Here is a 26,255-nt window from a genome sequence, read left to right as displayed (position 1 = left end):
TGGGCCCTTGGCCCCAAAGTCGGGCCCAACGGCCGATGCCCCGCCCCGCCGCGAGGAGCGGAGGGACGGGGCATCGGGGGAGGGGAGAGAGGGGAGAGAGGGGCGAGAGGGGAGAGCTGCGGCCGGGTCAGTCCAGGTCGTCCGCGAACGTTCCCGCGCGCTCGGCGACCTCGGGGCTGCGGACCCGCAGCACGGCGAAGCCGACGATGCCCACGACCAGCGCGCCGACGAACACGTACGGCAGCACGTTCAGCGGCCAGGCCGGAACCGGCCACAGGTTGCGGTAGAAGACGTAGATCATCGCGGCGGCGCCGATCAGCCCCAGGCCCCAGGTGACGATCAGGCCGCGGGTCCCGATCCGGCGCACGAACAGCGGCGCGGCCAGACACACCAGGGTGTAACTGAGCATGTAGCCGAAGACGCCGATGGTGTCGATGTACGACGTCGCGTTCAGCGGCGCGGTACCGGCGCCGACCACGAGCACCGCGGGGACGACGACGAACGGGGTGATGGTCCAGATCGCGGCGGACGGGGTGCGGTGGCGGGGGTGGGCGACACCGAGCCGGGCCGGCATCACACCTTCCTTCGCCATGCCGAACAGCAGCCGGGCGGCGACGGTGATGCAGGCCATCACCACGGCCACGAACGACGCCGCGAAGCCCGCATGGAGGAAGAACTTCAGGAAGCCGAGACCGGACATCTCCGCCAGCTCGTCCATCGGGTCGGAGCTCCTGCCCAGCGCGTCCGCCCCGCCGAACCCGGCGACCTGCGCGTACGTGGCGAACATGTACAGCACACCGGCCAGCACCGCACTGCCCATCACCGAGCGGGGGATCGCCTTGTACGGGTCGGTGGCCTCGGCGCCCAGCGAAGCGGCCCCCTCGAAGCCGACGAAGCCGAGCACACCCAGCACCACGGCGAAGACGATGCCGTCGAGGGTGGAGCCGCTGAGGCTCAACTGCTCGGTGTCGATGATGTTCCCGCTCTTGAAGAAGGCGGGGAGCAGGACGACCACGATCAGGACGATCGACACGACCTCCAGCACCGAGGCGACCCGGGCCGCCGTCCGCACACTGGCGATCGTCAGCCGCATCGCCACGGCGGCCAGCAGCACGTCCAGCAGGATCTGACCGGTGATCCCGGTGAAGAGCCCGATGCCGATCTGGTCGAGGGCGCGCGCCGTGTAGTAACCGGCCCCGGCCAGCGAACCCGAGCCGATGCACACCGCCCCGATGAGCAGCGCCCACCCGGTCACGAAGGAGCCGGGCGCCCCGAGCGAGAGCCGGGAGAAGGCGTACAGCGAACCGACCCCGGCGCGCCTGCGGGCGAAGACGCAGATGCAGTACGCGATGGCGAGCACGGCCGCCATGGCCAGGAAGAAGGAGAACCAGGCGCCGTTGCCCGCGGACGCCGCCATGCTGGCGGGGGCGAAGGCGATGACGGCGCTGGGCGCGACGTTGGCGACGCTCTGCGCGCCGACCTCGAAGGTGGAGACGGAGCGGTGGGCCAGACCGTCGGCCGGCTTCGCGGCGGTGGACTGCTTTCCGGCGGTGCTCATGTCCGGTCCTCCATCATCAGCAGCTGGCGCAGGGCGTGGCCGGCGGCGAGGTCGGCCAGCGCGTCGCCCGCCTCGTCCAGCGGACGCCGTGCCGAGATCATCGATTCCACGTCGAGGTCGCCCGACACCACGAGGTCCACCAGCGCCGGGATGTCCCGGGCGGCGTCGACGGAGCCGTAGTTGGAGCCGAGGATGCGCTGGTCGGCCTCGGCGAGCGCCAGCGGGTCGAAGCGCGCGGTGCGGCCGGTCGGCGGGAGGCCGACGATGACGGCGGCGCCGCCCTGGCCGAGCGCCGCGATGGACTGCTCGGTGGTCTCGATCTTGCCGATGGCGTCGAACACGTAGTCCAGGCCCTCCGGGACCAGGGCGCGCAGTGCCTCGACGACGTCGCGCTGGCGGGCGTCGACCGTGTCCGTGGCGCCGAGCCTGCGGGCCAGCTCCAGCTTCTCCGGGACGACGTCGACGGCGACGATGCGGCCGGCCTCCGCCAGCCTGGCGCCCTGTACGCAGGACAGGCCCACGCCGCCGCAGCCGATGACGGCGACGGTGGCCCCGGCCTCGACGCCCGCCGTGTTGCGGACCGCGCCGACACCGGTGGCGATGGCGCAGCCGACCAGGGCGATGACATCGAGGGGCGCGTCCTCGCGGACCTTGATCGCGCCGGAGGCGGGGACCACGACGCGCTCGGCGAACGAGGAGACACCCAGGTAGTGGTGGGCCGGCTCGCCGTCGACCGAGAGCCGGCTGGTGCCGTCGTACAACACCCCGCCGGGCGCCACGACCTCGGCGACCAGGCTGCACGCGGCGGGCCGTCCGGCGAGGCAGAAGCGGCAGGTGCCGCAGGAGGGGACCCAGGAGAGCACGACGTGGTCGCCGACCTCCAGCCCGGTGACGCCCGCGCCGAGCGCGGTGACCACGCCGGAGCCCTCGTGCCCCATCACGACCGGGGTCGGGTGGTCCCACTCGCCGCGCAGGACATGGAGGTCGGAGTGGCAGACGCCGGCCGCGGTCACGGCGACCTCGACCTCACCGGGGCCGGGCGGATCCAGGGTGATGTCGGCGACGGCCACCTGCCGGCCCGGGGAGCGCAGGACGACGCCGCGCACGGTGCGCGCGGTGCTCTCTTGGAAGGACGGGGAGCTCATCGGCTTACTCCTCGGGTGGTGCGGAAGGGGCGGGGGGAGCGCGGCACGGCCGGCGCTCGGAGGCGGGCGGCACAGCGGCCCACCGGGACGCCTTGTTTAGCGCCATTAAACTTTCGTCAAGTTTTACAGCACTAAACTCGATGGGTAAAGACCCTTCTGGTAACCCTTGTGACCTGCGCGTTCCCCCGGCCACCGAACGTGACGTCCCCGGCAGGTAGCGTGTCCGCCATGTCCGAAGCCCCTGACAGTCACATGTCCACGATCGGCCCGAGGCTGCGTGAGCTCCGCCTGGCGCAGGGCCTGACACTCGCCCAGGTCGCGGAGGCGGCCGGTGTGACCAAGGGGTTCGTGAGCCTCGCCGAGCGAGGCAAGACCTCGGTCTCCGTCCCGACCCTGATCCGTATCTGCGAGGCCCTGGGCACCGGCATCGCCACCCTCTTCGACTATCCGGACCAGGACGTCGTCAAGGGCGGCGAGGGCGCCAAGCTGGAGATGGGCGGCCACGACATCGAGGAGTTCCTCCTGACGCCCGCCGAGGAACGGCACGTCCAGGTCATGCGGACGATCCTGCGGCCCGGCGGCGGCTCCGGCGGTGCGTACAGCCTGGAGGCCGAGACGGTCTTCGCGTACATGGTCCGCGGCACGCTGCGGCTGAGCGTGGACGGTGAGCCCAGGTTCCTGGAGGCCGGTGACTCGACGACGTTCTCGGCGCGGGCCGCGCACGCCTGGGACAACCCCGGCGAGGAGGAGGCCGAGGTCCTCTGGTCGATCGCCCCGGCCCTGCCGCTGTCCCGCACGAAGCTCCGGCCGTAACGCGCCCGGCCGCCTGCTTCCTAGTTCCTAGTTCCTAGTTCCTAGTTCCTGCTTCCTGCTTCCGGCCGCAGTTCACTTCCGGTCGGTCCCGCTCTGGACGATCGCCACCCGGACCCCCGGCCGGATCCCCCACTTCTCCATCGCCCCCGCCTCCGCCTCGACCACATGCCGGGCCCGCAGCCGGGGCAGGCCCAGCCGGCCCGGCTTCATCGTGTGGACCGCCACGACCTTGAACTTCCGGTCCAGGTACGCCACATCGATGGTGAACCGCATCCGGAAGCTGTGCACACTCCCGCACGGGGTGATCAGGAGAGCGCCGTCGATCCCGTCCTGCCCGAGCAGCCCGCGGCTCCGGGCCCGGTACGAGGCCGCGATCCGCAGCGGGATCTCCTCGCCCTGTCCCCCCTGTGCGTCGGTGACCGTCAACGTGCCGTTGCCATTGCGCCATTGAGCCATGGCCATGAAGGTAGCGCCAGGTGACCGCCGCTGGGTCCGGAACGGTACGCAGTGGGCCCCAGGACCCATGACCGGTGCCCGGCGCCCGCTTAGGGTCGCTCCGTGGACGCCATGCTGACAGTGCTCGCCGCACTCTGGGGCGCAGCGGCCGGACTGCTGGTCCCGCGCGCCGCCTACCGGTTCTCCGTCGAACCGGAGGACCCCTGGCGCGACACCTGCCCCGAAGGTCACGCCCTGACGGGGGCCGCCCGCGGCTGGCTCGGCTCCACCCGGTGCGCCCGGTGCGCGGCGGTGCCGGTACCCGCCGCCGCGGGCGCCGAGCCGGGAGAGCGGGCCGATGGGCCGGACCGCCCGCCGCCCGCCACGCGTTACGCCCCCGGCGTCCTCGTCCCCGTCGTCACCGCGCTCTCCTGCGCCGTCCTCGCGGCGGCCACCGGGCTCCGCCCCGAACTGGCCGTCTGGCTGCTGATGGCACCCGTCGCCGTACTCCTGGCGACCATCGACCGCCGTGTCCACCGGCTGCCCGACCGGCTGACACTGCCCGCCGCCGGGGCCGTCGCCGTGCTCCTCGGCGCCGCCGCACTTCTCCCCGAGCACGCCGGATCCTGGCTGTCCGCCCTGCTCGGCGGCGCCGCGCTCGGCGGCTTCTACTTCCTGCTCTTCCTCATCAACCCGAACGGAATGGGCTTCGGGGACGTCAAGCTCGCCCTCTCGCTGGGCATGGCCCTCGGCTGGTACGGCTGGGCCGTGGTGTTCGCCGGAGGCTTCGCCGGGTTCCTGCTCGGAGCGGTCTACGGGTTCGGGCTGATGGTCATGAAGAAGGCCGGGCGCAAGACCGGCATCCCGTTCGGCCCCTTCATGATCACGGGCGCGCTGCTGGGCATACTGCTCGGCGCCCTGGCCGCCTGACCCCGCCGCCCCCTGCCCCGTCGTCCGGCCCCGCCACAATCCGGTCGCGCCGCCCGGCACCCCGCTGACACCATTCCCGTATGTCCGGAGCACCCGAAGAGACGCCGTCCGAAGCAGAGCGCGCACGATTCGAAGCCCTCGTCTCGGAGGCGGCCACCGTCTCCGTGGACGGCTGGGACTTCTCCTGGCTCGACGGCCGGGCCACCGAGGAGCGCCCCTCCTGGGGCTACGCCCGTGCCATGGCGGACCGGATGGGGCGGGCCGGGGCCGCGCTCGACATCCAGACCGGCGGCGGCGAGGTCCTCGCCTCCGTACCGAAGCTGCCGCCGCTCACCGTCGCCACCGAGTCCTGGCCGCCGAACATCGCCCGCGCCACCGCGCTCCTGCACCCGCTCGGCGCGGCCGTGGTCGCCGACGCGGACGAGCCGCCGCTCCCGTTCGGCGACAACGCCTTCGACCTGGTGGTCAGCCGGCACCCGGTGACCACCTGGTGGGCGGAGATTGCGCGGGTGCTCGCCCCCGGCGGCACGTACTTCTCCCAACAGGTCGGCCCGGCCAGCGTCTTCGAGCTCGTCGAGTACTTCCTCGGCCCGCAGCCGCCCGAGGTGCGCGGCGCCCGCGATCCGGAGCAGGCGCGCGCGGCCGCCGAGGCGGCCGGGCTGGAGGTCGTCGATCTGCGGGCGGAGCGACTGCGCACCGAATTCCTCGACGTCGGCGCCGTCGTCTACTTCCTGCGCAAGGTGATCTGGATGGTGCCGGGCTTCACCGTCGAGGAGTACCGGCCGCGCCTGGCCGAACTGCACCGACTGATCGAGAACGAGGGGCCGTTCGTGGCCCATACCACCCGATTCCTGATCGAGGCCCGCAAACCGGACCGGCCCCGACCCGGGCAGTACCCGCCACGCGCGGCCGGATGATGCGACCCTGGGCGGTGAACTCCCGGGGAAGGATCTGGCACATGAGGGTGGGGAACGAAGGAGAAGCGCCGCGGGTCCCGCGGCAGGGGCGGGCCGACTGGCTCAGGGGCGAGCGGATCATCGCGGTGGCCGGGGTGTTCTACCGGCCGGAAGGACGGCTGGGGGAGCCGGAGGCCGTCGAATTCCTGCTGGCCGACGGCCAGTCGGTGCTACTGACCTGTGCGTCCGACTGGACGCTGCGCGTCGGTCCCGGCGCCTGGCCGCGGCTGCCCGACTGGTGCGTGCCGTCGGGGCAGTGGGAGTTCGCCACCATGTCGAACCTGCCGGAGCCGCCCGACGGCGGCTGGACGGTCACCCGCACCGAGGAACGCGGGGACGAGAACGGGCAGGTGCGCGAGGTCGTCATCCGCTGCGAGGGCGGAAGCTTCGTGGTCATCGGCGGCGACACCGTGGCGATCCGCTTCACCCGTGGCCACCGGGGCGCACCGGCCGCCACCTGAGCACGCCCCGCATCCGCCGCACGCGTTGCGCTCCCGCCGCCCCTGAGCGTCCCCCGTGCACCCGCCCTACGCGTTGCGCTCCCGCCGCCCCTGAGCGCCCCCGCACGCCCGTCCTACGCGTGCGCCCCCACCGTCACCTTGCCCACCGTCAGCTCCGCGTTCCCCTCCAGTACCGCGCCCACCCGCGCCACCTCCGCCTCCAGCTCCCGCAGCTGCCCGGCCGTCAGGGGCGCCAGCGGTTCCACGGTCACCGCGATCCGGCGGCCCGAACGCCGCTGGTGCCACACCCCGGCGGCCGTGCCGTCGACCAGCAGCACCGGGAAGTTCCCCGCCTGGCCGCCCGCCAGCGCACGCGTGTACGCCGCGCCCGGGAAGAGCTGCTCGCGCGGCTGGGACGCGATGAGGAAGGCGTCGAAGTAGGGGAGCAGCCGCACCCCGCGGACCGGCTCCGCCGAGAAGCCGGTGTCGCCCGCCACCACCCAGGCCGGGCCGCCCTCGTACGTCACCTGCTCGATCTCCCCGCGCGCGGCCGTCCCCGCGAACAGCTCCCCGGCCCAACCGGAAGGCGCCGAGAGCCACTTCGCGAAGTGCGCGGGCGTCGCGGGCCCGTACGCGTGCAGATAGCGGCGTACGAGACCGGCGAGCGCCCCGGGCCCGTCGAGCGGTACGACGCCGGGGCGGGTGTAGGTGACCTTGCGGCCGCGATCCGGCGCGAAGCACAGCACCCCGCGGTGGCCCGCCAGATGCATCACCTGCCGCCAGCGCGGCCACATGCCCTGGAACGCGGGCATCACGGGATCCCCCGCCCACGCCCCGGCCCGCTCCACCACCGCGTCGGACAGCTCGTCGACGGTCAGCTCGGCCCCGGTCAGCGCGCCCTCGATCGCGGCGAGCACCGTCCCGACCTGCTCCGGGGTCATCCGGGCATCCTTGGCGAACGGATTGCGCCCGGTCGGCAGCGCGGACAACGCTCCGGTCCACAGCGGGAGTTCGTCCATCGGCAGCAGATGGACGGTGCCCCGCGGCCCGAACGTCTTGACCAGCGTGCGGTCCTTCCACAGCGCGGCGCGCACATCGGTACGGGTCACGTCCGTGGTCCGCATCCCGACGGAGAGCTCGGCGGCCGAGAGCACCTGGGCATGCGCGGCAGGCAGCGTGGCGACCACTTCGGCGGGGGCTAGGCGGCCGGGGGACGCGAGCCCCTGGCGTGCCATCCGGCGGGCATTCGCGGCGGCCCAGGTCACGTTTGCGGTTCGGCTCGTCATGACGGTGAAACTATCGGCCCATCAGGTCAGGTCCTGTCCCATACTCGGCCCATGACCTCTGCGAGACGTACGGCCCGGATACTCGCCGCAGCGGCGGCGCTCGCCCTCCTCCCCGCCCTCGCCGGCTGCGGCACCGAGCGGGCCGGGGCCGGTGCGGCCGAGGGGACCCCGCCCCGCGCGGCCCCGCTCGACGGCAGCGACGGTCCCGTCGACGGCAGCGACGCCTCGAAATACCGGGAGAACCACGCCTTCCAGTCCACCGCCGAGCTGTCCCAGGCCGACCGGACCCGGGGCGATGCCGAGGTGGAGAAGGTCAAGGCCGGCCTGGCCGGGATCGCGGAGGGCCGCAAGACCACCGAGCCCCGGATCAGGGCGGCCCTCACCGGTCTGGGCTACAGCTCCGGAGCCATCACCACCGGCACCTTCGGCCCGCACCGCACCACCTTCCTGCTCGACCTCGGCACCATCTGCGTCGAGGGCGCGCTGGACGGCATGGTCAATGGCCTGGTCACGGCCGAGGCGCACGGCAGATACCTCGAAGGAACCGGCTGTGTGAAGCCGGTCGGCGGGCACTGAGACGTCAACCCGGTGATGCGCGCAACGGAGTCCGGTGAATCCGGAGAGTGATTGTGGAGTGGCGTGGCGCCCACCATCACTTACGAAGGGTTATGGTGGAAACCCCCCCTCGGGCCGGTCCGTATCCCCCCCCACGGACCGGCCCGTTTTTTTGTCGGGCCACGCGGCGCCGGGCTCGTACCGCCCCGCGGTACCGCCCGCCCCGTGAGCCTCGTCAGCCCCGTCCGGCCCAGATGTTGGTGCCCTCGGTGTCCACGGCGAAGGCGTCGATCTCCTTCAACTCCTCGGCGGTCAGCGGCTGCCCGGCGAGCGCCGCGACGTTCTCCTCCAGCTGCTTCACGCTCGACGCGCCGATCAGCGCGGACGTCATCCGGCTGTCGCGCAGCACCCAGCACAGCGCCAGCTGGGCGAGCGACTGACCGCGCCGCCGGGCGATGTCGTTCAGCCCGTTCAGCCGGCGCACCACCTCGTCCGAGAGCAGACCGGGGTCCAGGGACTTGCCCTGGGTGGCGCGGGAGCCCGCCGGGATGCCCGCCAGGTACTTCCCGGTGAGCAGACCCTGCGCGAGCGGCACGAAGGAGATGCAGCCCATGCCGGCCGTCTCCAGGGTGTCGAGCAGGTCGTCGTCCTCGATCCAGCGGTTGATCATCGAGTAGGACGGCTGGTGGATAAGCGCCGGTACGCCCATCTCCTTGAGCAGCCCGGCGGCCTCGGTGGTCTGCTCCGCGTTGTAGGAGGACACCCCCACGTACAGCGCCTTGCCCTGCTGGACGGCGGAGGCCAGGGCCCCCATCGTCTCCTCCAGCGGGGTCTCCGGGTCGAAGCGGTGGGAGTAGAAGATGTCGACGTAGTCCAGCCCCATCCGCTTCAGCGAGGCGTCGAGCGACGACAGCAGGTACTTGCGGGAGCCCCATTCGCCGTAGGGGCCGGGGTGCATCTCGTAACCGGCCTTGGTGGAGATGATCAGCTCGTCCCGGTACGGGGCGAAGTCCTGCTGGAACAGCTTGCCGAAGTTGAGCTCGGCGGAGCCGGGCGGCGGTCCGTAGTTGTTGGCCAGGTCGAAGTGGGTCACACCGAGATCGAAGGCGCGGCGCAGGATCGCCCGCTGGGAGTCCAGCGTGCGGTCGTCGCCGAAGTTGTGCCAGAGGCCGAGGGAGACGGCGGGAAGCTTGAGACCGCTGCGGCCGGTGCGGCGGTACTCCATGGAGTCGTATCGCGAAGCGGCGGCTTGGTAGTGGAGAGGAGAATCAGTCACGTTTCTCTCCTTATCACGGACTTGTGACAGGCCGGGTTGGGCCGGTACGCCGCCTGCGCAGTAATGTGGCGGCTTCGGGGACTGCCACGGCACGGCGGGGCGACGGACTCTGTGGACCTGTGCGGCGATCCCCAGGGGGACGACCCCGGACCCCGGGCAGAGGGGGCGGGCGGGCCCGCACGGAACCGAGAGGTGGACTCAGTGAACTTGCGCGACCTGGTGTACGGGCTCTACGCGCGCCGGGTGGAGGCCCGCCTCGACCACACCCAGGTGCCCAAGCACATCGGTGTCATCCTCGACGGCAACCGGCGCTGGGCGAAGGCGTCCGGCGGCACGGCCGCGCAGGGGCACCAGGCCGGCGCTGACAAGATCAAGGAACTTCTCGGCTGGTGCAGCGAGACGGATGTGGAAGTCGTCACGCTCTGGCTGCTCTCCACGGACAACTTCGACCGGCCCGATTCCGAGCTGAAGCCGCTCCTCGGAATCATCGAGAACACCGTGCGTGACCTCGCGGCCGACGGCCGCTGGCGGGTCCACCACGTCGGCACGCTCGACCTGCTGCCCGCCCACACCCAGACGGTGCTCAAGGAGGCCGAGCAGGCCACGGTCGGTGTCGACGGAATACTGGTCAATGTCGCCGTCGGCTACGGCGGGCGCCAGGAGATCGCCGACGCGGTCCGCTCGCTGCTGCTGGACCACTCCGCCAAGGGGACCTCGTTCGAGGACCTCGCGGAGATCGTCTCCACCGACATGATCTCCGAGCACCTCTACACCCGGGGCCAGCCCGACCCGGACCTCGTGATCCGCACCAGCGGCGAGCAGCGGCTGTCCGGCTTCATGCTCTGGCAGACCGCGCACTCCGAGTACTACTTCTGCGAGGTCTTCTGGCCGGCCTTCCGCAAGGTCGACTTCCTCCGCGCACTGCGCGACTACGCGGCCCGCGGCCGCCGCTTCGGCGGCTGACTCCCGAAGGTTCCCGACGGGTCCGGCGATCATTCCCGGCCCGTCCCGGCGACCGCTCCCGGCCCGTCCGGCGTCCGAGGACGCAGCCGCGCGGGCGGTGCGCCCGGACCCACGTGCCCCGGGGCACAAATCCCAGCTCACCCGCCTGCCCCGGGCGGCATGGCTTCGCGTGTTCGAGGGAATACCCCTGACAGGTCGACGTCCGGTCAGAAACCAGGCGGACGTCGTGTCCAAGTGAGCGGCATGTAGTCCGCTCGCCCGGGAGGCCCTTTGCACACGAAGGACCGTACGACCAACGCGGCCGACGCGGATGGCCGGTTTCCGGCCCGTGCTTCGGGGCCCGAACCCGGTCCGTCCTCTCCCATTGGGATGCTCCGCGACGCCGTCGCACCCCAACCTCGTCCGAGGGGGTACGTCCTTCCGTGGTGACCAGCACAAAGCGCCGCATGCCCGACAGGCGCACCTATGTTCTCGACACCAGCGTCCTGCTGGCCGATCCCAACGCCATGGCCCGGTTCGACGAGCACGAAGTGGTGCTCCCGATCGTCGTGGTCACGGAACTGGAGGCCAAACGGCACCATCCGGAACTCGGCTACTTCGCCCGGCAGGCCCTGCGCCTGCTGGACGACTTCCGGGTCCGCTACGGACGGCTGGACGCCCCGATCCCGCTCGGGGATCTGGGCGGGACGCTGCGCGTCGAACTCAACCATTCCGACCCCGGCGTACTGCCAGCCGGCTACCGGTTGGGGGACAACGACTCACGGATCCTCGCGGTCGCGCGCAACCTCCAGGCCGAGGGGTACGACGTCACCGTCGTCTCCAAGGACCTGCCCCTGCGCATCAAGGCGTCCTCGGTCGGCCTCCTCGCCGAGGAGTACCGCGCCGAACTCGCCATCACCGACTCCGGCTGGACCGGCATGTCGGAGGTCCCGCTCTCCGGCGAGCAGGTCGACCTGCTCTACGGGGAGGAGACGCTGTACGTCCCCGAGGTCGCCGAACTTCCCGTGCACACCGGACTGGTCCTCCAGTCCGAGCGCGGCAAGGCGCTCGGCCGGGTCACCGCCGAGGGCAATGTGCGCCTGGTCCGCGGCGACCGGGAGGCCTTCGGCATCCACGGCCGCAGCGCCGAACAGCGCATCGCCCTCGATCTGCTCCTCGACCAGGACGTCGGCATCGTGTCGCTGGGCGGCCGGGCCGGCACCGGAAAGTCGGCGCTGGCGCTCTGCGCCGGTCTCGAAGCCGTCCTGGAGCGCAGGCAGCACCAGAAGGTGATGGTCTTCCGCCCGCTGTACGCGGTCGGCGGGCAGGAACTGGGCTATCTCCCCGGCACCGAGGCCGAGAAGATGAGCCCCTGGGCGCAGGCCGTCTTCGACACGCTCTCGGCGGTGGCCGGGCGCGAGGTCATAGAAGAGGTGCTGGGGCGCGGGATGCTGGAGATCCTGCCGCTCACCCACATCCGGGGCCGTTCGCTCCACGACGCCTTCGTGATCGTCGACGAGGCGCAGTCGCTCGAACGGAACGTACTGCTGACCGTGCTGTCCCGGATCGGGGCGAATTCCCGGGTGGTGCTCACTCATGACGTGGCCCAGCGGGACAACCTCAGGGTCGGCCGGTACGACGGAGTCGTCGCCGTGGTCGAGAAGCTGAAGGGCCATCCGCTCTTCGCGCACGTCACCCTCAGCCGCTCCGAGCGCTCGCAGATCGCCGCGCTGGTGACCGAAATGCTGGAGGAAGGCCAGATCTGATACGGGATGCGACAGTTGGTGCCGCCCGGCGGGCGAAGCAGCTTAGCCGGGCGGCACCGTGCTGCGGCACCATTTCCGTAAATCACTTGCTCCAAACGAGGTGTGAGCTTTCACACGCAACGGAGAATTGCTTCCCGGTGCGCCGTTCCGGCAGAGTCTTGCTTCCGTCAGGCCCCGCATACGGCACACCCGCACCTCCAGAGGTGCCACGCACCACACAACTCAACAAACGCCGTCCGTATGCCGCCCGCGAGCACCACGCGGCGCTTCCTCCGGGGAGTCGCCCACCGGGCCCGTGCCTCCCGTGACCCAAGCAGTAGGGAGGCCAGCGCCAGGGGCACGATTGCGTCCGCGAGGTCACCTAAGCGGGCGATGCTGGAAGGACACCGTGTGAGCCGGATCTCGGTCCGGGGGTTCGCCGTGGCATCTGCCACTGCCGTGACCACCGTTGGCGCCGTCGTAGGCGTTGCATCGGGCAGCACCCCTGCTGTCGACGACAACAACTTCGAGGCGACCGCAGCCGACACCACGCTGCTCGCAGACATCCCCGCGGGCCAGCAGGCCCAGGTGCAGACCGCCTCGCTGACGCAGCAGGCCGATGCCCAGGCCTCCGCGGCCGATGCGGCCGCGAAGAAGTCCGTGGAGGAAGCGGCCCGCATCCAGGCCGCCAAGGACGCCAAGTCGAAGAAGGCGGCGGCCGAGGACAGGCTGGAGAAGGAGCGCCAGGAGAAGAAGGACCGCGCCGAGCGCGCCAGCCGCTCCTCGGTCCGCAGCGCCTCCGCCTTCGCCACGCAGAGCTCGTACACCGTCGCCGAGGTCCAGGCGATGGCCCGTCAGATGGTTCCTGGCGACCAGTTCCAGTGCTTCAGCAACATCGTGAACCACGAGTCGACCTGGAACTACCGGGCGAGCAACCCGTCTTCCGGTGCCTACGGCCTCGTCCAGGCGCTGCCCGGCTCCAAGATGGCGTCCGCCGGTGCCGACTGGCAGACCAACCCGGCCACCCAGATCAAGTGGGGCCTCAACTACATGGACAGCCGCTACGGCAGCCCGTGCGGTGCCTGGTCGTTCTGGCAGGCCAACCACTGGTACTAGGACCCTGAACCTTCCGAGGTTCGCGTACCTCTCGTGCGAAGCCCCTCACCGTCCTACGGTGGGGGGCTTCGCGCGTGTACGGTCGGTCCGAACCGTCCAGTGGGGGAGCGGTGGGGAGAGTAAACGGGGGAAGAGGAACGATCATGTCGAAACTTCCGGGCTGGCTCGGCCGACTGGGCGCCGAACTGACCGAGCTGGGCGACCGGCTGGAGCAGCGCCGGGACGAGGCCGTGGGCCAGGGGTCCGGGCGGGCCGAGCAGCCGGGGCCCGCCGGGGACGTGACCGCCTCCGCCGTGCCCGCCGCGGACGTTCCGGCCGAAGCGGCACGGGACACGGACGACCGCGTCCCGCCACCGCCCTCGTACGCCCCTTCCGTCGCCGCCCGGCCCGATCCGGTCGCGGCGATCCCCTGGGGGATGCGCGTCGCGGCCGAGGCGGGCTGGCGGCTGCTCGTCCTGGCGGGCACCCTCTGGGTGCTGATGAAGGTCATCAGCGCCGTGCAGCTGGTGGTTCTGGCGTTCGTCGCCGCACTGCTCGTCACTGCGATGCTCCAGCCGACCGTCGCCCGGCTGCGCCGCCACGGGCTGCCGCGCGGTCTGGCCACCGCCGTCACGGCGATCCTGGGCTTCGTCGTCATGGGCCTGGTCGGCTGGTTCGTGGTCTGGCAGGTCATGGACAACATCGACACCCTCTCCGACAAGGTGCGGGACGGTATCGAGGAGTTGAAGCGCTGGCTGCTCGACAGCCCCTTCCACGTCACCGAGCAGCAGATCAACGACATCGCGAAGAACCTCAGCGACACCATCGGCACCAACACCGAGCAGATCACCTCCGCCGGACTGGAGGGCGTCACCGTGATGGTGGAGGTCCTCACCGGGATACTGCTGGCGATGTTCTCGACGCTCTTCCTGCTGTACGACGGAAGGCGCATCTGGCACTGGGTGCTGAAGCTGGTGCCGGCCCAGGCCCGGCCGGGGGTCGCGGGCGCCGGTCCGCGCGCCTGGCGGACGCTGACCGCCTATGTGCGGGGCACCGTCATAGTGGCGCTGATCGACGCGATCTTCATCGGGCTCGGGATCTTCTTCCTCGATGTGCCGATGGCGGTGCCGCTGGCCGTCTTCATCTTCCTCTTCGCCTTCATCCCGCTGGTCGGTGCCGTGGTCTCCGGGGCGCTGGCGGTGGTCGTCGCGCTGGTCACTCAGGGCGTGTTCACCGCCCTGATGGTGCTGGCGGTGGTCCTCGCCGTGCAGCAGATCGAGGGCCATGTGCTCCAGCCGTTCATCCTGGGACGCGCGGTGCGGGTGCATCCGCTCGCCGTCGTCCTCTCGGTCGCCGCGGGCGGCATGATCGCGGGCATCGGCGGTGCGGTCGTCGCGGTGCCGCTGGTCGCGGTCACCAACACGGTGGTCGGCTATCTGCGGACGTACGGGCAGGAACAGGCGCTGAGATACGCGCCGTCCCCGCGCGGGGCGACCGCGGTCGACGTCGCTCCGACCCCCGCGCCGGGCTCGCGGCCCGAGGGTACCGGCCACGCCGACGACGAGGACGGCGACGGTACGAAGAACAAGCCCGGCAAGTAGGGCCAGCCGCGGACGCGGGACGCACGAGTACAAGAGAGAAGGGCCCCGGGACGGTCGGTCGTCCACGGGGCCCTTCTCGTACAGGGGGTACTGCTGGTCCTACTCGGCGAGCACGGCCTCGGCATCGAGGGTCACGCCGACCGCCTGGATCACCGAGGCGATCTTGACGGCTTCCTGAATGGTCTCACGGTCCACGCCGGCCTTGCGCAGCACCTGCTCGTGGGAGTCCAGGCACTGGCCGCAGCCGTTGATCGCGGAGACGGCGAGCGACCACAGCTCGAAGTCGATCTTCTCCACGCCGGGCTTGCCGATGACGTTCATCCGCAGACCCGCACGGAGCGTCCCGTACTCGGGGTCCGACAGCAGGTGCCGGGTCCGGTAGAAGACGTTGTTCATCGCCATGATGGCGGCGGCCGACTTCGCGGCGGTGTACGCCTCCGCGGAGAGGTTGGCCTTCGCCTCCGGCTCCAGCTCGCGCAGCACCTTCGGCGAGCGCGAGGCGATCGCGCAGGCGAGGACGGTGCCCCACAGCTGCTGCTGCGGGAGTTCGCTGTTGCCGATGACCGAGCCGAGGTTCAGCTTCAGGTCCTTGGCGAAGTCCGGAACGGCGGCCTTCAGTTCGTCGAGTGCCATGTCGCTGTCAGCTCACTCGCCCGAGAGGAGGGCGACCGGGTCGAGGGTGTTCTCGCCCTTGGTCCAGTTGCACGGGCACAGCTCGTCGGTCTGCAGGGCGTCCAGGACCCGCAGGACCTCCTTGGGGTTACGGCCCACGGAACCGGCGGTCACCATCGTGAACTGGATCTCGTTGTTCTGGTCGACGATGAAGACGGCGCGCTGGGCGAAGCCGTCCTCGCCCTCGATGCCGAGGTCACGCATGAGCTCGTGCTTCGAGTCGGCCATCATCGGGAACGGCAGGTCGGTCAGGTCCGGGTGGTCCTTGCGCCAGGCGTGGTGCACGAACTCGGAGTCACCGGAGAAGCCGAGGATCTGGGCGTCACGGTCGGCGAACTCGTCGTTCAGCTTGCCGAACGCGGCGATCTCGGTGGGGCACACGAAGGTGAAGTCCTTCGGCCACGCGAAGACGATCTTCCACTTGCCCTCGTAGGTCTTGTGGTTGATCTGCTCGAACTCCTTGCCGCTCTCCAGCGAGACACAAGCAGTCAGGTCGAACTCGGGGAACTTGTCACCGACAGTGAGCACGCGCTCTCCTTGTAGCGTTGGAATTCCCTTTTGGGGGACTTCCTGAGGGTTGGACGTGGTCCACCTTGGCACAGAGTGCATTGATCGCGGAAATAGCTACACTCGGCCGTGATGATCGGAGGTGCCTATCAGTGGCTCAGGGAAATCAGGGCAGTAGGCCCAAACAACCCAGCCTGTCGCAGCTGCGCGCCTTCGTGGCCGTCGCGGAATATCTGCACTTCAGGGACGCGGCGGCAGCAATCGGGATGAGTCAGCCCGCGCTGTCCGGGGCCGTGTCGGCGCTGGAGGAGGCACTGGGTGTCCAGCTCATCGAGCGTACGACGCGCAAGGTCCTGCTCTCGCCGGCCGGGGAGCGGCTCGCGGTGCGGGCCCGCGCGGTGCTGGAGGCCGTCGGCGAGCTGATGGAGGAGGCCGAGGCGGTCCGGGCGCCGTTCACCGGCGTGCTCAGGCTCGGAGTGATCCCGACCGTCGCCCCGTACCTGCTGCCGACGGTGCTGCGGCTGGTCCATGAGCACTACCCGGAGCTCGACCTCCAGGTGCACGAGGAGCAGACCTCCTCGCTGCTGGAGGGGCTGGCCGCGGGAAGGCTCGATCTGCTGCTGCTCGCCGTTCCGCTAGGGGTGCCGGGCGTCACCGAACTCCCGCTCTTCGACGAGGACTTCGTCCTGGTGATGGAGCAGGACCACTGGCTGGGCGGGCGCGCCGACATTCCGCGCGAGGCGCTGCGCGAGCTGCCGCTGCTGCTGCTCGACGAGGGGCACTGCCTGCGCGACCAGGCCCTGGACATCTGCCGGGAGGCGGGCCGCACGGAGGGGGCGCCGGTCACCACGACCGCGGCCGGGCTCTCCACGCTGGTCCAGCTGGTGGCCGGCGGGCTCGGGGTGACGCTGCTGCCGCGGACCGCGGTGACGGTCGAGACCGGCCGCAACGAGGCGCTGATCACCGGGTACTTCGCGGATCCGGCACCGTCGAGGCGGGTGGCGCTGGGGATGCGGACCGGGGCGGCGCGGCACGAGGAGTTCGAGGAGTTCGCGGCGGCGCTGCGGGAGGCGATGCGGGTGCTGCCGGTACGGGTGGCGGGCGGCCCGCGGAACGACCGAAGCGACTGAAACGACTGAAACGACTGAAACGACTGAAACGACTGAAACGACTGAAGGGGGTGCGGTCCAGCAGGACCGCACCCCCTCGTCGTTCACCACCGCGCCGTCACTCCGTGCGCAGGCCCTCCGGCCGCATCATGCGCCACAGCGAGGGCAGGGACACCAGCGTGACCAGCAGGATCAGTGCCGCACCCGCGCCGGTCATCGGAACGAACAGCCACCAGTCGGTGATCTTCTTGTCGAGCATGGTGATCAGCGCCGCGCCCAGGCCGAGTCCGCCCGCCACGGCGACCGTCAGCCCGATGACCACGGGTACGGCGGTCTGCCAGAGCACCGACCAGGCGAGGGTGGAGCGCCGGGTGCCGAAGGCGACCAGGACCGACAGCAGGCGCTTGCGTTCGCGCAGCTGCTCCAGCTGGGAGACCAGCATCGCGGCGGCGATCAGCAGCAGCGTCGCGGTCGCGCCGACCTGGAGGCCGCGCTGCACACTGGCGTACTTCTCGTCACGGGTCTTCGACGTGAGGGACGCGACCCGCATCGCGGGGTCGATCCGGGCCGCCGTGTTCCGTACGTACTCCGCGGCGTCCTCGACGCTCTCGTCGACCCGGATCTGCGTCTGGGTCGTCGCGCCCGGCAGCTTGCTCGGGTCGAGTGCGCCGATGGTGGCCATGATGCCCCAGGAGTCCTCGCCCATCGGATCGTGGCGGGCCTGGACCGTCCGGGAGCCGGCGGGCAGGGTCCACCGCATCGGCTTCTGGCCGTAGCCCGAGCCGATCAGGACCTCCTTGCCCTTGCGGGCCGTCACATCGACCCAGTCGGACATCTCCTTGTCGTTCCTGGGGTGGGCCACGAAGGTGTCGCCGTCCGTGCAGGAGCCGATCCGGGCGAGTTCGCGCAGGGTCGCGCAGTCGCCGACGATGAGACTGGTGGTCGGCTGGACGTCGGACTTCGTGTACTTGCCGGGCCGGGTGGCGTACGTCTCGACCTTCCCGATGACGGCGTCCACGCCCTTGGTGGCCTTGAACTCCTCGATGGTCCGGGTGGCCGCCCCGGGTTCGACCTTCTCGGAGTACGTGTAGAACTGGGCCCGCGACGGGTCCTGCCCGGTCACCCTGCTGAACTCGTCGCCCACCGCGGCGAACAGCATCTGCAGCGCCACCGCTCCCGCGACCGCGACCGTGATGCCGCTGACCGCGCGGGAGGCGGCCCCGCTGCTCAGCTGGAGCCTGCGGGTGGCGAGCTGCCAGGGCACCGGGCCGCCGTGCAGCCGGTTCACGCACGCCTCGACCAGCCAGGGCAGCAGCAGCGCGAGCCCGACCAGGACCAGCACGGCACCGCCCGCGATCGGGTACGGGTCGACCGGGGTGAACTCGTCGACCTTGCCGGTCAGCCCGAGCACCGCCAGGCCCGCGACCGGCATCGGCAGCCGCCACCAGAGCCGGCGTCCGCGGTTGCCGCCGCCCCGTACGACGCCGAGCGGTTCGATCACCACCGAGCGCATCGCGACCAGCGTGACCAGCACCGCCGCCACCGGGACGGAGACGACGACCAGCGCCGTCAGCGCGGGGTCGGGCACCAGGTCGGACGGGAAGACGCTGACGTTCCACACATCGATGTGACCGACGAACCGGCGCCCCACCAGGAAGAGCACCGCCCCGGTCAGCACGCCGAGGAGCGCCCCGAACAGGGCCTCGCCGGCCGCGATCCGACGGGTCATCCGGATGTCCGTACCGACCAGCCGCAGCGCGGCGAGCCTGCGGTCGCGGCGGTCGCCGCCGAACCGCACCGCCGTCGCGATGAAGATCGCGACCGGCACCAGCAGCACCACGCAGATCATGATGATCAGCACGACGAGGACGGGCGGCATCTCCTCGCCCTGCCCAGGATCGCCGTAACCGGCGATCCGGTGGCCGCCGTCGGCGGGGGTCAGGGTGTCGCTGCCCGCGTAGTAGACCAGGTCGCCCGGCGAGACCAGGCCGGAGTCGGCGATCGTGCCGGTGATCCGGTAGGGCAGCCGCTCCTTGAGGAGGCTGCCCTCCGAGGAGCCCAGCAGTTCCTTCAGCGCGGGGGAGACCACCATCTCGTCGGCGCCGGGGAAGCGTGCGACGCCCGGCGGGACGACCGGGTGCGTACCGTCCGCGCGCATCAGCCAGCCCTCGACGGTGCGGCTGCGGTACTCGGTCTCCGAGTTGATCCGCAGCACCGAGGCGTCGGTCTTTTCGGCCTGCGCGTCGGGCCCGCCGGGAACGGTGCTCTCGGCGCGGGCCTCGCTGCGCGCGGAACGCTCCTGGAGCAGATGCGGTGCGGAGGCGGCGGTCAGCAGCAGTGCCACCCCGAGGCCGACGCCCACGGCGGTCAGCAGCGTGCGGGTCCAGCCCTCGCGCCCGCCGCCGGAGGCGAAGCGGATGCCGAGGCCGAGGTCGCGGAACCAGGCGGCGACGCCGGTGGGCGGGGTGGGCGCCGGCGGTGCCGCGGCCGGTGCGTCCTTCCGGTCGAGCAGCGTCATACGGCGTGCTCCAGGTCGCGGGTCCGGCCGTCGCGCACGGTGACGTCGCGGTCGGAGTACGCGGCGACCCGGGCCTCGTGGGTCACCAGGACCACGGCGACGTTGGCCGACCGGGCCGCCTCGGTGAGCAGCTCCATGACCCGTTCGCCGTTGAGGGAGTCCAGGGCGCCGGTCGGCTCGTCCGCGAAAATCACCTTGGGCGATGCGGCCAGCGCGCGGGCCACGGCGACGCGCTGTCCCTGTCCGCCGGAGATCTCGCCGGGACGCTTGGCGCCGACGCCCTCGACCTCCAGGCGCTCCAGCCAGTGGCGGGCGGTGCGCTCGGCGTCCTTGCGCCTGGCGCCGTTGAGCCGGATCGGCAGGGCGACGTTCTCCACGCAGGTCAGCTCCGGGACGAGCTGGCCGAACTGGAAGACGAAGCCGAACTCGGTGCGGCGCAGGGCGCTGCGTTGGGCGTCCGACATCGCGGAGAGCTCGCGGCCCGCGTAGGTGATCGTGCCCCGGTCGGGGGCGACGATGCCGGCGAGGCAGTGCAGCAGGGTCGACTTGCCGGAGCCGGAGGGGCCCATCACGGCGACGACCTCGCCGGGGTGGATGGAGAACGATGCGCCGTCGAGCGCGGGCGTGTGGCCGTACGCCTTGTGCAGGCCGTCGGCGCTGAGCAGGGAGCCGGCGGGGATCACCCGGCCACCTCCGCGGCGAGCCGGTCGAGCCGGGCGGCGGTCAGTTCCAGCCAGCGCAGATCGGCTTCGAGGTGGAAGAGGGCGTGGTCGCAGATCAGCTGATCGGCGAGGTCGCCCTTGCGCTTGCGGTCGGTGAGTATGCGCATCAGGCGCAGGTGCTCGGTGCGCTGGGTGTCCAGCAGGGCCTCGGCGCTGCGGCCGGTGAGCAGGGCCAGGACGACCTTGGTGTAGAGCGTCGACTGGAGGTACGGCTCGGGCTTCTCCGGCTGCGCGAGCCAGGAGCTGACATCGGTGATCCCGGCTTCGGTGATGGCGTACCGCTTGCGTTCCGGGCCGCCGCCGCTCTCGACGCCGTCGACCTCGACGAGGCCGTTCTTGAGCAGCCGGGACATGGTCGAGTAGACCTGGCCGTAGTGCAGGGGGCGGTCTTGACCGAACTTCTCGTCGAACGTCCGCTTGAGGTCGTAGCCGTGGCGGGGGCCGGACTCCAGGAGTCCGAGCAGGGTGTGACCGATTGACATGCCGAGCACTGTACATGGCGTGTATACCCCTGGTGTATACCGGGGCCCCGCTCCCGGAACCCCGGCTTCCGGAACCCTGGAGCTCAGGTGCCGGGCGGGCTCGGAGCATCCTTCGGGGGTCGCCCCCGGCGGGGGATCGGCCGTGCCGTGCCCGGCAGGCGGCCCGCCTCCGCCAGCGCCCTGCGCAGCAGGAACTCGATCTGGGCGTTCGCGCTGCGCAGTTCGTCCGAGGCCCAGCGGGCCAGCGCGTCATGCACCGCGGGATCCAGCCGCAGCAGCATCTGCTTGCGCTGCGGCGGGGTCCTGCGGGCCGGCGGGGTCTGTTCGGTCACTGGTAAAGAGTGCCCGTGTTCAGGACCGGCTGGGCCGCGCGGTCACCGCACAGCACCACCATCAGATTGCTGACCATGGACGCCTTGCGCTCCGAGTCGAGCTCGACGATGTCCTGCTCGGCGATCCGGGTGAGCGCCATCTCGACCATGCCTACCGCACCCTCGACGATCTGCTGCCGGGCCGCGACCACCGCGCCGGCCTGCTGGCGCTGGAGCATCGCGGAGGCGATCTCGGGGGCGTACGCGAGGTGGCTGAAGCGTGACTCGATGATCCGTACGCCGGCGGCCTGCACCCGGGCGGTGAGCTCCACGGCCAGCTTCTCGGTGATCTCCTCCGCGTTGCCGCGCAGCGAGAGGGCCTCCTCCTCGTGGGCGTCGTACGGGTACTCGATCGCGATGTGCCGGACGGCCGCCTCGGTCTGGGTGGCGACGAACTCCAGGAAGTCGTCGACCTCGAAGAGCGCCTGCGCGGTGTCCTCGACCTTCCATACGACGATCGCGGCGAGCTCGATCGGGTTGCCGTAGGCGTCGTTGACCTTCAGGACCGCGGTCTCGTGGTTACGGACCCGGGTGGAGATCTTCCGGCTGCTGGTGAGCGGGTTGATCCAGCGGAGCCCGTCGGCGCGGATCGTGCCGACGTACCGGCCGAAGAGCTGGATCACCCGGGCCTCGCCCGGTGCGACCATCTTCACACCCGTCATGCAGAAGAACGAGACGATGACGAGCAGCACCCCGAAGATGCAGACCGGGACGCCCAGGCCGTTGTTGCCGTTCGAGCCGACGACGCCGCCGACGATGGCGAGACCGATACCGGCGATCACGCCGACCACGGTCAGCAGCAGGCCGAGACCGCCGGGAATGCTGTGCGCCGTCACCTCTCTCACCTGCGGTTCGGGCATCTGGGGCGCGTCGGGAGTGAGGTCGGTGGCAAGGGCGGTCGTGGTGTGCGGATTGTCGTGATCGGTCATGGGATCCCCCGTTTCGAAGGCCGGCTCAGTGCTAGCAATGTGATTACACATTACCTGTGCTCGCAACCTTGGGCACCCTTCATGAGTCGGTTCCCTTAAGAACGGGTGCTGATTGTCACGTCCGTAAAAGACCGCATCGCTCGCTTTTTGTCCTTGCCGACGGTGTTAGCTGGTTCGGCTGAGCGGATCTGGTCGAGCAGAGAAACGGGAGCAACACAGCGATGGGTCGAGCGGATGCGCGACGAGCCCAGCGGCGCGGAGCGCGGCGGGCCGCGAAGAGCGGCGGCATACGCAGACTCTTCACCTGGAAGAAGATGCTGGGCACCTTCCTCGGGTTCTGCCTGCTGATCATGGGCGCCTTCGTCGCCCTCTACATGTACGTGGACATCCCGAAGGCCAACGCTCTGGCCGAGCGGCAGAGCAACGTCTACCAGTACAGCGACGGGTCACTGCTGACCCGGACCGGCTCGGACGGGGTCAACCGTCAGATCGTGGATCTGGCCGAGGTGCCCCTGAAGGTGCAGCACACCTTCGTCGCCGCCGAGAACAAGTCCTTCTACGACGACCAGGGCGTCGACCTGAAGGGCACCACGCGCGGGCTCCTCAACACCCTCAGCGGCAAGGGCAAGCAGGGTGGCTCGACCATCACCCAGCAGTACGTGAAGAACTACTACCTGACGCAGGACCCGACGATCAGCCGGAAGCTCAAGGAACTGGTGATCTCGCTCAAGGTCGACAGCAAGAAGAGCAAGGAATACATCCTCGCCGGGTACATCAACACCGCGTACTACGGGCGCGGCGCGAGCGGCATCCAGGCCGCCGCGCAGGCCTACTACGGGGTCGACGCCAAGGACCTCACCGTCTCCCAGGGCGCCTACCTGGCCTCGGTGCTCCAGGCGCCCAGCCAGTACGACTGGCAGACCGCCAGCGACACCGGCAGGAAGCTGGTCAAGGAACGCTGGGGCTACACCCTCGACAACATGGTCGAGATGCACTGGCTCGACAAGGCCGAGCGCGACAAGCTCGAATTCCCGGCCCCGGGCAAGGCCAAGCCCGCCAAGGGCATGGAGGGCCAGACCGGTTACCTCGTCGAGGCGGCCAACAACGAGCTGGAGAAGCAGGGCATCACCGCGGAGATGCGGGAGGCCGGCGGCTGGACCTTCACGCTCAACATCGACAAGAAGCGGCAGAAGCAGCTGGAGCAGTCCGTCGACCGCCAGCTGGAGTCCAAGCTGGACCGCAAGGGCAACAAGGTCGACGCGACCGTCCAGGCGGGCGCCACCTCCGTCGACCCGAAGACCGGTGCCGTCGTCGCGATGTACGGCGGGGCGGGCTACACCCAGCACTACTTCTCCAACGCCACCCGCCGGGACTACCAGCCGGCCTCCACCTTCAAGCCGCTGGTGTTCGCCTCCGCGCTGGAGAACGGGTCGAAGACCCAGGACGGCGACCTGATCGGCGTCAACACCCGCTACGACGGCACCAGCAAGCGGCCCGTGGTCGGCAGCGACACCCCGTTCGCCCCGGAGAACGAGGACGACCAGAGCTACGGCAGCGTCACCGTGCAGAAGGCGATGAACGCGTCGATCAACTCGGTCTTCGCGCAGATGGTCGTCGACGTCGGCCCGCCCGCGGTGAAGAAGACCGCGCTGGCACTCGGCGTACCGGACAAGAACTTCCCCGAGCGCCCCGCCATCACGCTCGGCACCATGAACGCCTCGACGTGGGACATGGCGGGCGCGTACGCCACGCTCGACAACCACGGCAAGAAGGTCACCCCGTTCATCGTGAAGTCGGCCGAGCACCGCGAGCGGACGGTCGAGCCGGTCGAGGGCGTCGGCAGCCAGGTGATCAGCCGCAAGTCCGCCGACACCGTGACCTCCGTGCTGACCGGCGTGGTGGACAGCGGCTCCGGCCGGGCGGCCAACACCTCGGCGTACGAGGCGGCGGGCAAGACGGGTACGTCGGAGAACAACAAGTCGGCCTGGTTCGCCGGCTACACCCCCGAGCTCACCACCGTCGTCGCGCTCTTCGGCGAATCGCCCAAGGAGGGCGGCGGCCAGGTCAGCCTGACCGGCACGGCCAACTCCGGCCGGGCCAACGGCGGTGGCTTCCCGGCGCAGATCTGGGCGGACTACACGCTCGGCGCGCTGGGCGGCGGCTCCAGTGCCCAGTTCGACCTGGAGGACGTCGAGCGCGGACAGTCCACCGTCCCGTCCTCGCCGTCGACGACCCCCTCGCAGTCGGCGAGCACCGACACGACCCCCTCGCAGTCGCCGGACGAGCCCTCGCAGAGCCCGAGCCAGTCGCCCGACGTGCCGCCGAGCCAGTCCCCGGACGTGCCGCCGCCGACCAAGTCGCCGGACGTGCCGCCGCCGAGCCAGTCCCCGGAGCCGCCGGGCGGCGGCGGGGTCCCCGGCAGACCGGCCGACGGCAACGAGAACAACATCGTCAACAACGCTCCTCCCGCGCGATGAGCGCCCGAGCCTGAGCCGACGATGAACACATGAGTCAGGGGCGGTGCCGGCCGGCACCGCCCCTGACCCCTTTCCCGCGGGTCTTCCCGTGGATCAGCCGCCGTTGACCTTCTTGGCGATCCGGTCGCCGAGGTCCTTGTCCACGTTGCGCCAGTACTGCAGCGCGCGCTCCAGGACCGGGGCGCTCACACCGTCCAGCAGATGGCCGGAAATGTTCCCTACCAGCCGTTCGCGGGCCGCGTCGTCGAGCACCTTGCGCACCATCGTGCCCGCCTGGCCCCAGTCGTCGTCCTCGCTGTGCAGCTTGTACGCCTCGTGGACCATCTCGCCCGCCGTCGCCCAGCCCGCCGGGTCGCCGTAGCGCGCGGTGTCCGCCGCCGGGCCGCCGTAGGAGTTCGGCGCGTAGACCGCTCCCGTACGGCTCGGCTCGTACCGCATCGGGCCGTCCTTCGCGTACGAGTTCCGGCCGAACCGCGGACGGTTCGGGGGCAGCTGCGCGTAGTTCGGGCCGATCCGGTACCGGTGGGTGTCCGGGTACGAGAAGAGCCGGCCGAGCAGCATCTTGTCGGGCGACGGACCGATGCCGGGCACCAGGTTCGACGGCTCGAAGGACGCCTGCTCGATGTGGACGAAGAAGTCCTCCGGGTTCTCGTTCAGCGTCATCCGGCCGACTTCGATCTCCGGGTAGTCGCCGTGCGGCCACACCTTCGTGAGGTCGAACGGGTTGAACCGGTAGTCGGGTGCGTCGTCGAACGGCATGACCTGGATGTACAGCGTCCAGCTCGGGTGGTCACCGCGCTTGATCGCCTCGTACAGGTCGCGGCGGTGGACGTCGCCGTCCACACCGGCCATCCGGTCGGCCTCGTCCTGCGTGTAGAAGTCGATGCCCTGGTCGGTCTTGAAGCGGTACTTCACCCAGAACCGCTCGCCGCCCGCGTTGACCCACATGTAGGTGTGCGAGCTGTAGCCGTTCATATTGCGGTACGTCTTCGGGATGCCCCGGTCGCCCATCAGCCACGTCACCATGTGCGCGGACTCGGGGGACAGGGTCCAGAAGTCCCACTGCATGTCGTGGTCGCGCACCGCGCTGTCCGGGCGGCGCTTCTGCGAGCGGATGAAGTCCTGGAACTTCATGGGGTCACGTACGAAGAAGATCGGCGTGTTGTTGCCGACCATGTCGTAGTTGCCCTGCTCGGTGTAGAACTTCAGGGCAAATCCACGAGGGTCCCGCCAGGTGTCGGGGGAACCCTGCTCCCCGGCGACCGTGGAGAAGCGGGCGAGCATGGCGGTCTGCTTGCCCGGCTGGAACAGGTCGGCCTTGGTGAACTGGCTGACGTCGTTGGTCACCTTGAAGGTGCCGTACGCGCCGGATCCCTTGGCGTGAACCACTCGTTCGGGGACCCGTTCGCGGTTGAACTGGGCCATCTTCTCGATGAGGTAGTGGTCCTGGAGCAGGATCGGTCCGTCGGATCCGACAGTGAGCGAGTGTTCATCGCTCTCCACCGGGATTCCGGCATTGTTCGTGGTGTACGGGGTGTTTTTGGTCTTCGATTCCTCGGACACGAGCGTCCTCCCGTCGGTGGGGGTTTCGGTCAGGCCGTCTCGTTCACGACTGAAGTCAAACCCGCCGACAGGAGGTCGGCAACATTTCGCTACCGTGCGTACAGGGCTCTGCCCCGCGCCCGTTCCAT

General features: G+C 70.4%; 24 protein-coding genes. 11 read left to right on the top strand and 13 right to left on the bottom strand.

All coding sequences use genetic code 11. The annotated features are described in order from the left end of the window. Window positions 1-127: 127 nt before the first annotated feature. Both ACFYY7_RS10635 and ACFYY7_RS10630 read right to left on the bottom strand, forming a co-directional pair. Entirely contained in the window at window positions 128-1,558 is a 1,431-nt protein-coding gene (locus tag ACFYY7_RS10635) for an APC family permease (protein WP_388659555.1), read from the bottom strand. After that, window positions 1,555-2,703, bottom strand: coding sequence for a Zn-dependent alcohol dehydrogenase (locus ACFYY7_RS10630; RefSeq protein WP_388659552.1), 1,149 nt, complete (start codon window positions 2,701-2,703; stop codon window positions 1,555-1,557). The genes ACFYY7_RS10635 and ACFYY7_RS10630 overlap by 4 nt, the downstream gene beginning before the upstream one ends. Before the next feature lie 228 nt (window positions 2,704-2,931). Between ACFYY7_RS10630 and ACFYY7_RS10625 the strand changes: the two genes are divergently transcribed. Beyond that, window positions 2,932-3,516, top strand: a complete 585-nt coding sequence (locus ACFYY7_RS10625) for a helix-turn-helix domain-containing protein (RefSeq protein ID WP_388659550.1) — start codon at window positions 2,932-2,934, stop codon at window positions 3,514-3,516. Between the two features lie 72 nt (window positions 3,517-3,588). Here ACFYY7_RS10625 and ACFYY7_RS10620 read toward each other — a convergent pair whose 3' ends face one another. Then, window positions 3,589-3,978, bottom strand: a complete 390-nt coding sequence (locus tag ACFYY7_RS10620; protein WP_376309553.1) for a DUF192 domain-containing protein — start codon at window positions 3,976-3,978, stop codon at window positions 3,589-3,591. Window positions 3,979-4,074: 96 nt separating this feature from the next. Here ACFYY7_RS10620 and ACFYY7_RS10615 point away from each other — a divergent pair, with 96 nt between their 5' ends. The 3 genes from ACFYY7_RS10615 (at window position 4,075) to ACFYY7_RS10605 (ending at window position 6,298) form a co-directional block, all read left to right on the top strand. After that, complete coding sequence (locus ACFYY7_RS10615; protein ID WP_388659548.1) at window positions 4,075-4,881, top strand: prepilin peptidase; 807 nt, start codon at window positions 4,075-4,077, stop codon at window positions 4,879-4,881. An 80-nt stretch (window positions 4,882-4,961) separates the two neighbouring features. Next, a complete protein-coding gene (locus tag ACFYY7_RS10610) occupies window positions 4,962-5,798 on the top strand; it encodes a class I SAM-dependent methyltransferase (protein ID WP_388659545.1) in 837 nt (278 codons plus the stop codon). Between the two features lie 41 nt (window positions 5,799-5,839). Further along, a complete protein-coding gene (locus ACFYY7_RS10605; RefSeq protein WP_388659543.1) occupies window positions 5,840-6,298 on the top strand; it encodes a hypothetical protein in 459 nt (152 codons plus the stop codon). Between the two features lie 113 nt (window positions 6,299-6,411). On the opposite strand, the gene ACFYY7_RS10600 is transcribed toward ACFYY7_RS10605, so the two are convergent. Further along, the gene (locus ACFYY7_RS10600) at window positions 6,412-7,563 is read right to left on the bottom strand and encodes a winged helix DNA-binding domain-containing protein (protein ID WP_388659540.1); all 1,152 of its coding nucleotides are present in this window, start codon (window positions 7,561-7,563) and stop codon (window positions 6,412-6,414) included. Window positions 7,564-7,614: 51 nt separating this feature from the next. On the opposite strand from ACFYY7_RS10600, the gene ACFYY7_RS10595 reads away from it, so the two are divergent. Next, a complete protein-coding gene (locus ACFYY7_RS10595; protein ID WP_388659538.1) occupies window positions 7,615-8,139 on the top strand; it encodes a hypothetical protein in 525 nt (174 codons plus the stop codon). A 214-nt stretch (window positions 8,140-8,353) separates the two neighbouring features. Here ACFYY7_RS10595 and mgrA read toward each other — a convergent pair whose 3' ends face one another. Next, on the bottom strand, window positions 8,354-9,394 hold the full coding sequence (gene mgrA, locus ACFYY7_RS10590) for an L-glyceraldehyde 3-phosphate reductase (RefSeq protein WP_388659535.1): 1,041 nt from the start codon (window positions 9,392-9,394) through the stop codon (window positions 8,354-8,356). A 201-nt stretch (window positions 9,395-9,595) separates the two neighbouring features. On the opposite strand from mgrA, the gene ACFYY7_RS10585 reads away from it, so the two are divergent. From ACFYY7_RS10585 to ACFYY7_RS10570, 4 genes are all read left to right on the top strand, one after another. Next, the gene (locus ACFYY7_RS10585) at window positions 9,596-10,357 is read left to right on the top strand and encodes an isoprenyl transferase (RefSeq protein WP_266729996.1); all 762 of its coding nucleotides are present in this window, start codon (window positions 9,596-9,598) and stop codon (window positions 10,355-10,357) included. 422 nt (window positions 10,358-10,779) lie between these two features. Next, a complete protein-coding gene (locus ACFYY7_RS10580) occupies window positions 10,780-12,102 on the top strand; it encodes a PhoH family protein (protein WP_360919198.1) in 1,323 nt (440 codons plus the stop codon). Window positions 12,103-12,492: 390 nt separating this feature from the next. After that, complete coding sequence (locus ACFYY7_RS10575) at window positions 12,493-13,197, top strand: transglycosylase SLT domain-containing protein (protein WP_376424645.1); 705 nt, start codon at window positions 12,493-12,495, stop codon at window positions 13,195-13,197. 143 nt (window positions 13,198-13,340) lie between these two features. Beyond that, window positions 13,341-14,777 carry an AI-2E family transporter gene (locus tag ACFYY7_RS10570; RefSeq protein WP_388659531.1) on the top strand — a complete coding sequence of 479 codons (1,437 nt, stop codon included), beginning with the start codon at window positions 13,341-13,343 and terminating at the stop codon, window positions 14,775-14,777. Between the two features lie 99 nt (window positions 14,778-14,876). On the opposite strand, the gene ACFYY7_RS10565 is transcribed toward ACFYY7_RS10570, so the two are convergent. Together ACFYY7_RS10565 and ACFYY7_RS10560 are read right to left on the bottom strand one after the other, a co-directional pair. Continuing rightward, window positions 14,877-15,410 carry an alkyl hydroperoxide reductase gene (locus ACFYY7_RS10565; RefSeq protein ID WP_072483998.1) on the bottom strand — a complete coding sequence of 178 codons (534 nt, stop codon included), beginning with the start codon at window positions 15,408-15,410 and terminating at the stop codon, window positions 14,877-14,879. Window positions 15,411-15,422: 12 nt separating this feature from the next. Beyond that, window positions 15,423-15,977, bottom strand: coding sequence for a peroxiredoxin (locus tag ACFYY7_RS10560; RefSeq protein WP_031083404.1), 555 nt, complete (start codon window positions 15,975-15,977; stop codon window positions 15,423-15,425). 131 nt (window positions 15,978-16,108) lie between these two features. Here ACFYY7_RS10560 and ACFYY7_RS10555 point away from each other — a divergent pair, with 131 nt between their 5' ends. After that, window positions 16,109-17,086 (top strand): hydrogen peroxide-inducible genes activator, encoded by a 978-nt coding sequence (locus ACFYY7_RS10555; protein WP_388659528.1) that lies wholly within the window; start codon window positions 16,109-16,111, stop codon window positions 17,084-17,086. A 97-nt stretch (window positions 17,087-17,183) separates the two neighbouring features. Here the strand turns inward: ACFYY7_RS10555 and ACFYY7_RS10550 are convergent, their stop codons facing one another. The 5 genes from ACFYY7_RS10550 to ACFYY7_RS10530 form a co-directional block, all read right to left on the bottom strand. After that, the gene (locus ACFYY7_RS10550; protein WP_388659525.1) at window positions 17,184-19,583 is read right to left on the bottom strand and encodes an ABC transporter permease; all 2,400 of its coding nucleotides are present in this window, start codon (window positions 19,581-19,583) and stop codon (window positions 17,184-17,186) included. Continuing rightward, entirely contained in the window at window positions 19,580-20,266 is a 687-nt protein-coding gene (locus tag ACFYY7_RS10545) for an ABC transporter ATP-binding protein (RefSeq protein ID WP_388659523.1), read from the bottom strand. Before ACFYY7_RS10545 ends, ACFYY7_RS10550 begins: the two co-directional genes overlap by 4 nt. Further along, window positions 20,263-20,787: a PadR family transcriptional regulator gene (locus ACFYY7_RS10540; RefSeq protein ID WP_388659520.1), complete on the bottom strand. Its 525-nt coding sequence runs from the start codon at window positions 20,785-20,787 to the stop codon at window positions 20,263-20,265. Before ACFYY7_RS10540 ends, ACFYY7_RS10545 begins: the two co-directional genes overlap by 4 nt. 83 nt (window positions 20,788-20,870) lie before the next feature. Then, complete coding sequence (locus ACFYY7_RS10535; RefSeq protein WP_388659517.1) at window positions 20,871-21,119, bottom strand: hypothetical protein; 249 nt, start codon at window positions 21,117-21,119, stop codon at window positions 20,871-20,873. Continuing rightward, window positions 21,116-22,087 (bottom strand): SPFH domain-containing protein, encoded by a 972-nt coding sequence (locus ACFYY7_RS10530; protein WP_388659514.1) that lies wholly within the window; start codon window positions 22,085-22,087, stop codon window positions 21,116-21,118. The genes ACFYY7_RS10535 and ACFYY7_RS10530 overlap by 4 nt, the downstream gene beginning before the upstream one ends. Before the next feature lie 221 nt (window positions 22,088-22,308). Between ACFYY7_RS10530 and ACFYY7_RS10525 the strand changes: the two genes are divergently transcribed. Then, the gene (locus ACFYY7_RS10525) at window positions 22,309-24,564 is read left to right on the top strand and encodes a transglycosylase domain-containing protein (protein ID WP_388659512.1); all 2,256 of its coding nucleotides are present in this window, start codon (window positions 22,309-22,311) and stop codon (window positions 24,562-24,564) included. Between the two features lie 93 nt (window positions 24,565-24,657). On the opposite strand, the gene ACFYY7_RS10520 is transcribed toward ACFYY7_RS10525, so the two are convergent. Further along, complete coding sequence (locus tag ACFYY7_RS10520) at window positions 24,658-26,127, bottom strand: catalase (protein WP_388659509.1); 1,470 nt, start codon at window positions 26,125-26,127, stop codon at window positions 24,658-24,660. Between the last annotated feature and the right edge of the window lie 128 nt (window positions 26,128-26,255).

Source organism: Streptomyces sp. NPDC001933 (assembly GCF_042890955.1).
Classification (GTDB): domain Bacteria; phylum Actinomycetota; class Actinomycetes; order Streptomycetales; family Streptomycetaceae; genus Streptomyces.
Note: the sequence above shows the minus strand (reverse complement) of the source record. Positions and strands in the feature narration are given on the sequence as shown.